Source organism: Cellvibrio sp. ARAG 10.3 (genome assembly GCF_051846955.1).
Taxonomy (GTDB): Bacteria; Pseudomonadota; Gammaproteobacteria; order Pseudomonadales; family Cellvibrionaceae; genus Cellvibrio.
The window spans coordinates 1-12,852 of sequence record NZ_JBPYCU010000027.1 but is presented as its reverse complement, the minus strand read 5'-3'; the positions used below and the strand labels follow the sequence as shown (position 1 = coordinate 12,852).

The 12,852-nt window shown below is 54.1% G+C and carries 10 protein-coding genes; 3 read left to right on the top strand and 7 right to left on the bottom strand.

From position 1 onward, the window contains the following. Window positions 1-63 precede the first annotated feature (63 nt). Window positions 64-1,563, bottom strand: a complete 1,500-nt coding sequence (gene sbcB, locus ACSV5M_RS20655) for an exodeoxyribonuclease I (protein ID WP_439178665.1) — start codon at window positions 1,561-1,563, stop codon at window positions 64-66. A 131-nt stretch (window positions 1,564-1,694) separates the two neighbouring features. Here sbcB and can point away from each other — a divergent pair, with 131 nt between their 5' ends. Continuing rightward, the gene (gene can / locus ACSV5M_RS20650) at window positions 1,695-2,324 is read left to right on the top strand and encodes a carbonate dehydratase (protein WP_439178663.1); all 630 of its coding nucleotides are present in this window, start codon (window positions 1,695-1,697) and stop codon (window positions 2,322-2,324) included. Window positions 2,325-2,360: 36 nt separating this feature from the next. On the opposite strand, the gene ACSV5M_RS20645 is transcribed toward can, so the two are convergent. The 6 genes from ACSV5M_RS20645 to ACSV5M_RS20620 all read right to left on the bottom strand — a co-directional run bounded on the left by ACSV5M_RS20645 (window position 2,361) and on the right by ACSV5M_RS20620 (window position 8,481). After that, entirely contained in the window at window positions 2,361-2,732 is a 372-nt protein-coding gene (locus ACSV5M_RS20645; RefSeq protein WP_439178661.1) for a 4a-hydroxytetrahydrobiopterin dehydratase, read from the bottom strand. A gap of 188 nt (window positions 2,733-2,920) precedes the next feature. Further along, on the bottom strand, window positions 2,921-4,441 hold the full coding sequence (locus ACSV5M_RS20640) for a fumarate hydratase (RefSeq protein WP_439178659.1): 1,521 nt from the start codon (window positions 4,439-4,441) through the stop codon (window positions 2,921-2,923). Window positions 4,442-4,650: 209 nt separating this feature from the next. After that, window positions 4,651-5,424 carry a hypothetical protein gene (locus ACSV5M_RS20635; RefSeq protein WP_439178656.1) on the bottom strand — a complete coding sequence of 258 codons (774 nt, stop codon included), beginning with the start codon at window positions 5,422-5,424 and terminating at the stop codon, window positions 4,651-4,653. A 233-nt stretch (window positions 5,425-5,657) separates the two neighbouring features. Continuing rightward, window positions 5,658-6,242, bottom strand: a complete 585-nt coding sequence (gene sodB / locus ACSV5M_RS20630) for a superoxide dismutase [Fe] (RefSeq protein WP_439178654.1) — start codon at window positions 6,240-6,242, stop codon at window positions 5,658-5,660. A 248-nt stretch (window positions 6,243-6,490) separates the two neighbouring features. Beyond that, window positions 6,491-8,134: a chaperonin GroEL gene (gene groL, locus ACSV5M_RS20625; RefSeq protein ID WP_439178652.1), complete on the bottom strand. Its 1,644-nt coding sequence runs from the start codon at window positions 8,132-8,134 to the stop codon at window positions 6,491-6,493. A gap of 56 nt (window positions 8,135-8,190) precedes the next feature. Next, entirely contained in the window at window positions 8,191-8,481 is a 291-nt protein-coding gene (locus ACSV5M_RS20620; protein ID WP_439178651.1) for a co-chaperone GroES, read from the bottom strand. A 1,011-nt stretch (window positions 8,482-9,492) separates the two neighbouring features. Between ACSV5M_RS20620 and ACSV5M_RS20615 the strand changes: the two genes are divergently transcribed. Both ACSV5M_RS20615 and ACSV5M_RS20610 read left to right on the top strand, forming a co-directional pair. Further along, on the top strand, window positions 9,493-11,085 hold the full coding sequence (locus ACSV5M_RS20615; protein ID WP_439178650.1) for a thaumatin family protein: 1,593 nt from the start codon (window positions 9,493-9,495) through the stop codon (window positions 11,083-11,085). A gap of 122 nt (window positions 11,086-11,207) precedes the next feature. Next, on the top strand, window positions 11,208-12,725 hold the full coding sequence (locus tag ACSV5M_RS20610) for a family 16 glycosylhydrolase (protein WP_439178649.1): 1,518 nt from the start codon (window positions 11,208-11,210) through the stop codon (window positions 12,723-12,725). The last annotated feature ends 127 nt before the right edge of the window (window positions 12,726-12,852 follow it).

The following is a 12,852-nucleotide window of genomic DNA, read 5'->3' as shown; positions in this document are numbered from 1 at the left end:
AGCATAGCAAAGCTTTTACAGGAAGATTAATGTGCCAACAAAAAATTACTATCTCTTGAGGCTTTAGGGCGCGCTTGCGACTTGCTGAACGCGCTTGATCAGATTATCGGCATAACTCGCTAAATCCTTAAGCAACTGCCGTTGAGAGCTAGTGAGTTCCTCCGCCGACAGCTCTGCCAGGCGTTGCTGGAATTGGTCCCAGACGATACCGGCTCCAGCTTCGGGATGGGTGAGCCGCCAGCGACAAAACTCACGCCAGCGCTGCGCCTCTGGTGGTGTCAAACTGGTGGGGAAATTGCGCGCACGATAGCGAAACAATAACTCCCCCAAGCGCGCGTCCTTGAACGGCAAGCTTGCTGTTGCCAGGTCTTGCGCCGACATAGCGCGAATCTTCTGCATCAGGCGTTTGTCATGCTCGTCAAAGAAACCGCCGCTATAGAGCATCTGCTCGGGATCATCTTGCTCGGCAAACGTCTGTTCGCCGTACAAGGCCATTAATTTGCCGCGCAATGCCTGCTGTTCTTCCAGTGTCAGGTTAGCGAGCACTTGCCAATGGCGTTCGTTCGCGGCGCGATCAAGTCCCAGTCGATGCGCCGTGGCTTCATCCAGCATCCTGAGGGGAAGCAACATGGGCGTCTTGTTGAGGTGCACTTCTTTCAATGCCAGCCGCTCTTCTCCGTCAGCCAGGTCTTCACGCCGGACAAACAACCGTTGCCGTAACGTCTCCACCGGCAAACGCAGCAAATCAGCCGGATCAGAGGCCAGATTTAATACGATCACGCTGTTTTTATTGGTTGGATGAAACGCCAGGGGCACCACCAGCGCCGCATTGCCGTTTTCATTGGGAAATTTGGAAGAGATATGCAGCACCGGCTTGCATTCATCGATATTGATGAGGCTGCCGGCAAAACGCTTATCGCGCAGCCGGTACGCGTAATCATAGAGTTTGGGCTGCTTTTGCTTGATCAGGCGGGCAATAGCAATGGTGGCGAGCACGTCGGAGAGCGCATCGTGCGCCGCTTCGTGGTTCAGGTTATTGGCAGCGGTCAGCATCTCCAGCCGAAAACACGGGCGACCATCCTCGTAATCGGGCCACTCGATGCCCTCCGGCCGCAGGGCGCGGGTCATGCGAACCATATCGATGATGTCCCAGCGCGAATTGCCGTTGCGCCATTCACGCTCATAGGGATCATAGAAATTGCGGTAGAGCGCGTAGCGCGTGACTTCATCATCGAATCGAATGGAGTTGTAGCCCACGCCGCAAGTGCCCGGCTCACTCAGTTCGGCGGCGATGGCAGCGACAAACTGGTATTCCGGTACCCCTTTTTCCAACGCAACCTGCGGTGTAAGTCCGGTAACGAGGCAGGCATCGGGCTTGGGCAGGCAATCCACCGCTGGCTGGCAGTAGAGCATCAGCGGGTCGCCAATAATATTGAGGTCTTCATCCGTGCGCACACCGGCAAATTGCGATGGGCGGTCCCGGGCAGGCACTTCGCCCCAGGTTTCATAGTCGTGCCAATAGAGGGTGTTGGATTGGGTTTTCGATGGGTTTTTGGTATTCACGCGGCCCCGGCTCCTGTTCCGTCAATGGCGCCACTGTAACATTCCAGGCCAAAATAAAAACCCGAAGTGCTTGGTCACATAAAGGCAATTGCATATACTGCGGCCCGGGTTAACAGCTGACAGAGATTGCCATGACTGATTTGAACCATCTTTTCGAAAACAACGCCCGCTGGGCAGAAAAAATCCAGAAAGAACAACCCGGCTTCTTCGAAGCCCTCGCCAAACAACAAGCCCCTGAGTATTTATGGATAGGTTGTTCCGACAGCCGCGTCCCCGCCAACGAAATCGTTGATCTCATGCCCGGTGAACTCTTCGTGCACCGCAATGTGGCCAATATCGTGATCCACACCGATTTGAACTGTATGTCCGTTATGCAGTTTGCGGTGGAGTTTCTCAAGGTAAAACACATCATGGTCACTGGCCATTATGGCTGTGGTGGTGTAAAGGCAGCGCTCGAAGGGCGTCAGTTGGGGCTGGTAGATTACTGGGTGCGCGCTATTCGCGATGTGTATTACGCTCACAAGGAAACGATTGACGGTATCAGTAATCCGACCGAACAGCTCAATCGCTTATGCGAATTGAATGTCATGCAACAGGTGGCGAATGTATCCCATACCAACATCATTCAAAACGCCTGGAAACGCGGACAGGAGCTGACCATTCACGGTTGGATCTACGGTATCCACGATGGCCGGGTGCGCAACCTGATGGAGCCCATCAGCTCCGTTGATCAGGTGCCCGAGCAGTATCGGGTGTATTGATGTGACCCGACTAAATGCCCGTAATTAAACGGGCATTTACTTTTCCCAATCCCGCGCTTCATACAAACGTTGTGTTTTGGCAGCCATCACAAAATCATTTCGATGCAGGCCTTTGATCTTGTGGGTCCACCACTCAACCCGCACCTTGCCCCACTCAGTCAATATCGCGGGATGGTGATCCATACTTTCCGCCAGCCGTCCCACCAGATTGGTAAACGCGAGCGCCTGGAAGAAATTTTTGAAGGTGTATTCACGCACTAGCAGGGGCACCTTGTCGCGCGTTGTAACCTCCCATTGCGGCACCTCCTGTTGCAGAGCGTGAATCTCCTGTTCCGTCAAACGCGGGGCATCCGCTCGGCAGGCTTCGCAGGTTTCCTCGGCGATGGGTTTATGCGTGGCTGAAGTCATTGAAGGGCTCCTTTCATGATGTTTGCAGTGCCAATGGTATCGGGTTGGACTGCCCATCACTGAAAGAGTTTGCCGGGTGCCTATAACAGATAAATGATCAGATAAGCGCTGTCGGTATCCAGTGCACTCTCTGCGGCGCATAAAAAAGCCGGAGCAGGTCCGGCTTTTTAACAGGCTTATAGATACCCCTATAGGATATTGACGACACCTTCCTCGATCTTCGCCTTCCAGATCTGTGGGCCGGTGATGTGCACCGACTCCCCGCGGGAATCCACCGCGACGGTGACCGGCATGTCTTTCACGTCAAATTCATAGATGGCTTCCATCCCCAGCTCCGGGAAACCCAGGACTTTGGAAGACTTGATCGCCTGCGCCACCAGATAGGCGGCACCACCCACAGCCATCAGGTAGACCGACTGGTGATCGCGAATAGCATCGATGGCGGCGGGACCGCGTTCGGATTTACCAATCATGCCCAACAGGCCGGTTTTTTCCAGCATGGTGCGTGTGAATTTATCCATTCGCGTGGCCGTGGTTGGGCCGGCTGGGCCGACCACCTCATCACGCACCGGATCGACCGGGCCGACGTAGTAGATAAAGCGGCCTTTCAGATCCACCGGCAAGGGTTCACCTTTGGCGAGCAGGTCGGTCATCTTTTTATGCGCTGCGTCGCGACCGGTCAGCATCTTACCGGACAGCAGGATAGTCTCACCGGTTTTCCAGGTTTGCACCTCCGCCGGGGTAACGGTATCCAGGTTCACACGACGCACACCTTCGCCCACCTCCCAGGAGATATCCGGGTAATCTTCCAGCGATGGCGGGGTTTGCAATGCCGGACCTGACCCATCCAGTGTGAAATGCGCGTGACGGGTGGCGGCACAGTTGGGGATGATGGCCACCGCTTTATTGGCGGCGTGGGTCGGGTAATCCTTGACCTTCACATCCAATACGGTTGTTAAACCACCCAGGCCCTGGGCGCCGATACCCAGGCGATTGACCTTGTCATAAAGCTCAATCCGCAGCTCTTCGGCGCGATTGCTTGCGCCGCGCGCTTGCAGCTCCTGGATATCCACCGGATCAAGCAGCGCCTCTTTGGCCAGCAGCATGGCTTTTTCCGCCGTGCCGCCAATACCGATACCGAGCATACCTGGCGGACACCAGCCAGCACCCATCTTGGGCACCATCTCCAATACCCAGTCCACCACCGAGTCCGAGGGGTTGAGCATCGCGAATTTGGTCTTGGCTTCCGAACCGCCCCCCTTGGCAGCCACATGCACATCCACCGTATTACCGGGGACAATGTTGTAGTGGATAACCGCCGGGGTGTTGTCACCGGTATTTTTGCGCGCGCCGTCCGGGTCTGCCAAGATCGAGGCGCGCAGTACATTATCGGGGTGCATATAGGCGCGGCGTACGCCTTCATTGACCATATCGGTCAGGCTCATCTGCGCATCCCATTGCACATCCATACCCACGGTCACAAAGACGGTCACAATACCGGTGTCCTGGCAGATGGGCCGATGACCCATCGCGCACATGCGCGAGTTAATCAGGATCTGGGCCATGGCGTCTTTGGCGGCTTTATTCTGCTCGCGCTCCCAGGCTTTATGTACCGCCTGGATAAAATCGACGGGGTGGTAATAAGAGATGAATTGCAGCGCATCGGCAACGCTGTCGATCAGGTCTTGCTGACGAATCACGGTTGGCATAGCAGTTTCTCTGTTAGCAATGTGCTCGCGGGAGCTCGACATCAACTCAACGCGGCAGGTTGAAGCTCTGGAGGCTTTTCAGGAGGAATTCGGGCGGCAATTCTACACCAACATGGGTAACGTGATGTAGCAACGCATGACGTGCCGAGGCATAAAAAAGGCCGGAAAAACGGGATCTTCCGGCCTTTGCAAGGAATTTCTCACCCAGCTCAGTTCGCCGGAGCCGCACCGATGCGCTGCTTGAGTTCCAGGATATCGCGATTAATCGTGCGACGGTATGCATCAATGGCTGCGATTGCCTCTTCATTAGTCCGGACTTTTTGTTGAAGGGCTTGCAGTGAACCCAACTGACCATCAACACGATCTACCTGTTCGGTGAAGTCCTGCAGGCGCTTACGCTGCTCGGCAATGCTGAGAACCGCCGACTCAATCTTGGCTACCGCATCATCCACTGCCGCCTTGTTCGCAGCCAATTGGGTATTGAGGCTGGCTGCCGTGGCTTTTGCTTCATTGGCGTCTTTTTTGGCAGCAGCCAGTTCTTTGGCCAGGCTGGCGATATTTTCTTTATTAGCCGCAATTGCCTTACGGTTAACATCGTTCGAGATGCCCCAGAGTTTGCGGATTTCGGAGTCAACCCACTTGAGTTTGGCATCCACCTGGGTCAACGACTGGCTCGATTCATCAGAGGTCACACTCAAGCGCCCTTCCAGATCGGTAATGCGCGCGTCAGCCTGCTGCAGTTGTGCTTGCGCCTCGGTTAACTTCCAGCCGAAAAAACCGCCGATAGCGACACCGGCCAATGCCAACAAGAGTGCAATGATTGTCAATGGACCAGAACCGGAAGACGCTGGCGCAGCTGCCGTGGCCGTTGGAGCCTGGGGACGAGGAGGACGAGCGGTATCTACCGGTGCACGACGTGCGATAGGTTCATCGCGCTCAGGCACAGAGGCATGACCAGACAAGGTGGGTTCTTTACGTTCCATAATCTGCGATTACCCGGGAAAACTGATGATGAGGCCCGCCCATAACAGCAAGCCAAATAAAGGCTGCATTTTATAGCAGGTATGGCGCGGGAAAAAAAGTTGACGACAGAATTAAACATTCCGGTGTTAACTGGTTTTACCAAAGATTTCCCGCTGTATGACAGCGGCGACAAAAACGGGTTGCAAAAAAAATCAGGCCCGAAAGCCTGATTTTTTAGTAACCATCAAATAGCTTATTCGGCGTATTTGGCGTTAACAAATTCCCAGTTAACCAAAGACCAGAAAGCATTCAGGTAGTTGGGACGTGAATTGCGGTAATCGATGTAGTAAGCATGTTCCCACACATCCACTGTCAGGATGGCCTTAACAGAAGAGTCTGTCAGCGGGGTTTGCGCATTGCTGGTATTCACAATAGCCACGCTACCATCCGCTTTTTTTACCAACCAGGTCCAGGCAGAACCAAAGTTGTTAATTGCCGAATTGGTGAACTCTTCCTTGAACTTGTCAAAGGAACCGAATACCTTGTTAATCGCCTCAGCCACTGCACCAGTCGCCGCGCCACCGCCGTTGGGGCTCAGGCAATTCCAGTAAAAGGTGTGATTCCATACTTGCGCAGCATTGTTGAACACACCACCGGAAGACGTTTTGATAATCTCTTCCAGGCTCTTGCCTTCGTATTCGGTGCCGGGGATCAAGCCATTCAACTTGTCCACGTATGTTTTGTGGTGTTTTCCGTAGTGGTATTCCAGGGTCTCGGCAGAGATGTGCGGAGCCAGGGCATCTTGTGCGTAAGGAAGTGCAGGTAATTCAAAAGCCATAATCATTCTCCTTAAGAAGACGTAATCTCAAAATTTCACTTAGCGATTGGCCAAGCACACGAATGTCGCAGCGCCAACTTATAAAGGGCTTAATGCCCGCTGGCTGTTAGAGTTTGTGGAAACGAAAGCGGCCCCGAAGGGCCGCCAGTATAACTCACTTCTGTGGCTCGTTAATGCCCGCCCATACGGGTTTGTATGGCAAGGCACTCACGGCAAACGTCAGCGAATCAGTGCTCATGGGCGGGCAATTACATCATGCCGCCCATGCCACCCATTCCGCCCATACCACCCATGTCTGGTGCAGCGGGCTTGTCTTCCGGCAGATCAGCAACCATGGCTTCGGTTGTGATCATCAGGCCAGCAATAGAACCGGCAGCCTGCAACGCAGTACGGGTTACTTTAGCCGGATCAAGGATACCCATCTCCAGCATATCGCCGTATTCACCGGATGCTGCGTTGAAACCGAAGTTACCGGTGCCTTGCTTCACTTTGTCAGCAACCACTGAAGGCTCTTCACCAGCGTTAGCCACGATTTGACGCAAGGGCGCTTCCATCGCACGGCGCGCAATACCGATACCGGCGTTCTGGTCTTCGTTGTCGCCTTTCAGGTCAGCAATGGCAGCCACAGCGCGAATCAACGCGGTACCACCGCCGGGAACCACACCTTCTTCTACCGCAGCGCGAGTAGCGTGCAGAGCATCTTCCACGCGCGCTTTCTTCTCTTTCATCTCGATTTCGGTAGCAGCGCCAACCTTGATTACCGCAACACCGCCAGCCAGTTTGGCTACACGCTCTTGCAATTTTTCACGGTCGTAGTCAGAGGTGGTTTCTTCGATTTGAGTACGGATTTGCTGTACGCGTGATTTGATTTCTTCGGGCTTGCCAGCACCGTCCACGATCACAGTGTTTTCCTTGTTCATGGTCACGCGTTTGGCGGTACCCAGATGCTCCAGAGATGCGCCTTCCAGATCCAGGCCGACTTCTTCAGAGATCACGGTGGCACCAGTCAGTACCGCGATGTCTTGCAGCATGGCTTTACGACGGTCGCCGAAGCCAGGCGCCTTACATGCAGCCACTTTTACGATGCCGCGGATGTTGTTCACCACCAGTGTCGCCAGGGCTTCGCCTTCCACGTCTTCAGCGATGATAACCAGCGGCTTGCCTGCTTTGGCAACACCTTCGAGCACCGGCAGCAATTCGCGGATGTTGGAGATTTTCTTGTCAACCAACAGGATGTATGGGTTGTCTTGCTCAACGCTCATGCTGTCCTGGTTGTTGATGAAGTATGGCGAGAGGTAACCGCGGTCGAACTGCATACCTTCTACTACATCCAGTTCGTTATCGAGGCTGGTGCCTTCTTCAACGGTGATTACACCTTCTTTACCGACTTTTTCCATGGCTTCAGCAATCAGGCCGCCGATGGAGGTGTCGCTGTTGGCAGAGATGGTGCCGACTTGAGAGATAGATTTACTGTCAGCACAGGGCTGAGAGATGGATTTGATGTGCGCAACGGCAGCCGTGATGGCCTTGTCGATACCGCGCTTCAGGTCCATCGGGTTCATGCCAGCCGCCACGGATTTCAGACCTTCGTTCACGATAGATTGCGCCAGAACGGTTGCCGTGGTGGTGCCGTCACCGGCATCGTCAGACGCGCGTGAAGCTACTTCTTTCACCATTTGCGCGCCCATGTTTTCAAACTTGTCTTTGAGGGTGATTTCCTTGGCTACGGAAACACCGTCTTTGGTTACGGTTGGCGCGCCGAAGGATTTCTCCAGAACCACGTTACGACCTTTTGGGCCCAGGGTAGCTTTAACAGCGTCAGCCAGGATGTTTACACCGACAACCATACGTTGACGAGCGCTATCACCAAATTTCACTTCTTTTGCAGACATTTTCCAATTCCTTCAAATTCGTTCAACAGAGGGTTTGTGACAGGACAAGGAGGTGGTTACACCAACACAGCCTTGATGTCGCTTTCGTTGAGGATGACCAGCTCTTCGCCGTCGATTTCAATCGTGTCGCTACCGGCATATTTGCCGAACACCACCACGTCACCCACTTTCACGTCCAGCGGACGCAATTCACCACTTGCCAATACACGGCCATTACCCACGGCCAAGACTTCGCCCTGGTTTGGCTTTTCTTTCGCTGAACCGGGCAGCACGATACCGCCAGCGGTCTTTGTTTCTTCTTCTTTGCGGCGAACCACAACACGGTCATGTAAAGGACGAATTTTCATGAGCTCATTTCTCCAACAAGCAGTTAAACACGGAAATTTAGCCGGGATTCCCCCGAGTGATTGCCTATATAGCGACAGTGTCAGCTATTTCAAGGGGTGAATTCCCGGTGAAAAGAGGCTGAAAACTGCCACCTGGACTACCTGGCCAACCCACTGCGAAATCGGCCCGGCAGCGGTAAAGCAGTGCCCCCAATGGTGGGGTTTCCCGGTGGAATTTCAACTGTCTCCATGCAAATAAAGTTGATGTCCGGCCGGCTTACCGCCACGTCCCACCGGATTGATGAAAAAACAGGCAAAAAAAAGCGGCTTTTACCTGCGCACGGAGGGGTGCTGTGGCGCCGGCACGAAAATCATCACGAGACTGTTCGGTTTTACCCGTTGGTATTGACCTGGTGTTGCGCTCCCTGGGTGAGTACCTTCCGCCCAAAAAGTGCGCGCAAACGGGCGTGCCTGGAAGTCCCACTTTTCTGCCGGTCACCCCAAAATAAGTGGCAAATCCGCTTTCAAGTTGCCTCAGGCTTCAAATATCTGAAATTATTTTTTGATGCTGCCGCGCCATCGCTGGCGTGTGGTCTGGTAACACATCACCGGCAAAGGTAACCATGAATCACACCGGGGGCCAACCTTTGTCACATTCTGCGGTTTTTAAACAGCCAAAACTTCTATAAATATCGGCTGACATTATTTTTGCCACTTTGTGAAAAATCAAAGAATTGTTGCTCCCACTTTCCACTTTAAAGTGGGAGTTCAGTGGTATTGCGAAAGATTTTTTTTTATCCAATTATCAGCAGGCTTGCTTGAATGTGCGCGTTATCTGATCGCTGTTTATTTGTGGTCCTTACACGCTTTCCTTCAGAGTTTTTCGGTATGAAATCACCGCTTTGCATGGATGTTTTTTTGCCTTAGCAACGGATCTTTGCCGTGACCTTATGCGGTGATGATTAAAGCAATGATTCGGTTGCACAGATTTTCGAGGTAAAAAAAATTAACCCATAGAGGAGCCCGAGAAACATGAATACCTTTTCCCGTTGCAGGAATGTATCCCGCCCATCCAGCCATTTGATCTCGCTATTGTGCTTCCTTGCCCTGCTGACCAGCTTCTTTTGTCAATTCGCCTCGGCACAACAATCCGGCTATACCGTCACCTCATCGTCCAGTGTGCGTTTTTATGTGAATGGTGCGCCCTGGGCTGATATTCATTACACCGTGAATGGCGGCGTTCAGCAAAATATTCGCATGAGCGCGAGCGGTACCAATCACACCTACAATGTGACGGGGCTGAACACCGGCGCTGTGGTGCGTTATTTCTTTACGATCGGCAACAACAGTGGCGGTGCCACTGATACAGCCTGGACGCAATTCACCTTCAACGGTACGACACCGCCGCCCACCAGCGGCGTAGTCCGTTTATTTGAACATTGCAATTATGGCGGTGTGTCAGCAGGGCTGGGTGTCGGTAGCTACACGATGAACCAGTTGATTGCATTGGGGATCAACAACGATTTTGTTTCATCGCTGCAAGTGTCCAGCGGCTACCGCGCGATTCTGTATCAACACCACAACTTCACTGGTAGCTCTGTGGTCAAGACAGCCAATGATGCCTGCCTGGTTGACGACAGCTTTAATGATCAGATGAGTTCGATTGTTATTGAAGCCGTGAACAATCCTGGCACGCCCGGCACCGCCAACGGCACTCACAAACGCCTCAAGATTATCAACGGGTGCGGCGATCCGATGTGGGTCCAATGGCTCACCGCGCCCGGTGTGACGTTTAACGCACCCAATCGTCATCGCCTCGCCAGCCTGGGCAGCTTTATCGAGTACGACATTCCCGATAAAGGGTTGCCAGCCATGCGTTTCTGGCCCGGCTTTGGTTGCGATGCTAACGGCCATAATTGCCGGGTTGGCGCCAGCGGCGGTCCGGCTAACCTCGGCTTCACCTGCCCGCCCGGTGGGTGTGCGCCACCTATCGACTCCAAATTTGAAGCAACCTTTGGCTGTATTCCCGGCGTGACCGATGCGCAGTGTTACCAGAATCCCTCTGCACCGGGGCAACCTCTGGGGCGCGGAGACTGGTGGAATTCGAGCATGGTGGATGGTTATACGGTACCCATGAAAGTGGTGGTCAACGGTCATTGTCCGGTAGGTCCGCAACCGGCGCCGGTATTTGGCCCCGGCGGTCCGGAAGGCGGAGTGATTGATTGCTCAACCCTGCGGGTTTCAGATTGTCCGGTGAACGAAAACCTGAGCACCAACGGCCAATTCCCGCACCTGGCTAACGTCAATCTTACCGTCACCAATCCCACGACCGGCGCCGTCGCTGGCTGTTATTCACCAGCCGCCAAGTTGACCTTCAGCCATTGGGCCAACGGCTTCCAGACCTACGCCCCGGATGCACCCCAGGCGCGCATGTATACCTGCCCTACTCCACCCATTTCTCCTGAGCAGTGCAGCGCAGGTCCGGCAGACCGCACGGCGTATCGCAATATGATCCATTCCCATTGCGAAACTTACGCGTATGCCTATGATGATGGCTACGGTTTATCCAGTTGCCCGGCCGCCACAAATTTAAAATACGAGGTGACCTTTTACTGCCCTCGGTAAACGAATATGCCGCTCCCGGTGCCAAGTCGGGAGCGGCATTAGCAAATGCCGGGCTAACAGCCGGCGATTAACCGACCTCCGTCTGGCACGGGGGTTTTTCACTACAACAAAGGATAAAAACAATGTGCCTATTGCATAAACCTTTCGGTCGTTTTTTATCGGTATTGGGTTTTGCGTTTTTCGCGTGTCTTTCCATCAATGCTAACGCGGTCGTTTTCCAGGCGGAAAGCTACAACGCGTTTTACGATACAACACCGGGCAATACCGGCGGTGCGTTTCGCAACGATGCCGTCGATATCGAGCCCACCACGGACAGCGGCGGCGGCTTCAATGTCGGCTGGATCGTGGCTGGCGAATGGCTGGCCTATAACGGCCTGATGATCCCCAGCTCCGGCAGCTACACCATTCGCATGCGCGTGGCGAGCACCGTGGGCGGTACTGCGTCAGTCGACTTGAACGGCGGCTCCATCCTGCTGGGTAATTTCACCATCCCCAACACCGGCGGCTGGCAAAACTGGCAAACCGTCTCACGTACCGTGAACCTGACTGCCGGGACCTACAGCCTGGGTGTGTTCGCACAGACCGGCGACTGGAACTTCAACTGGATTGAAGTCGTGCCCAATAGCGGCGGCACCAGCAGGGTAACCTTGTGGGAACACTGTAACTTCACCGGCTGGTCGGTGGGTCTGGATGTCGGCTCCTATAACATGGCGGCATTGCAATCACGCGGCGCCCCCAATGACCGGACCTCGTCTATTCAGGTTGCTCCGGGCTATGAAGCCGTGCTGTACATGAACGACAATTTCACCGGTCAATCCATCACCGTTACTGCCAATGACGGCTGCTTGAATAACGAAGGTTTCAACGATGTGCTGACCTCCATCGTGGTACGCCAGGCCACTACCAGTAATTTGGTGTGGGCTGACGAGTTTGACAGCATCAACTCAGCCAATTGGACGTTTGAAACCGGCGGTGGCGGTTGGGGCAACAACGAGCTGCAATACTATACCGGTGGCCAAAACTCCTTCATCCAGTTTGACGGGGCCGCAGGCAGCAACGTACTGGTGATCGAAGCGCGCCAAAACAATCCAGCCAACTACAACTGCTGGTACGGCTACTGCCAATATACCTCCAGCCGCATGATTACCCGCGACAAGCGCTCCTTCCAATATGGCCGTGTAGAAGCACGGATCAAACTGCCCCAAACCCAGGGCATCTGGCCGGCGTTCTGGATGCTGGGCAACAACCTGGGGAATGTAGGCTGGCCGCAGAGTGGCGAGATCGACATCATGGAACACGTAGGCTTTGAGCCCACCCTGACCCACGGCGCGATCCACGGCCCAGGCTATTCAGGCAACACACCCTTCATGGGCACTTACAACCTGAACCAGTCTGCTGATGCCAACTACCACGTGTACGCGATGGAATGGGATGCCAACGGCATCCGCTGGTTCGTCGACGGCAACCAGTTCTACAGCGTCACCCGTGCGCAAGTGACCGCTCGCGGTCCCTGGGTGTTTGACCAACCCTTCTGGATCTTGCTGAACGTCGCCGTGGGCGGCACCTGGCCGGGCAGCCCGGATGGCACCAGCCGCTTCCCGCAACGTATGTATGTGGATTATGTGAGGGTTTATCGTTAAGTTAATTAGGCTTAGGGAAGAGCCATTGAACACATATAGAATCTCGCACAATGCGAGTTTGGCGTTAGGCCTTTTGTTTCGAAACCTTCAAGTCAGGGACGACTTGAAGGAGCTACAGGGATGTATT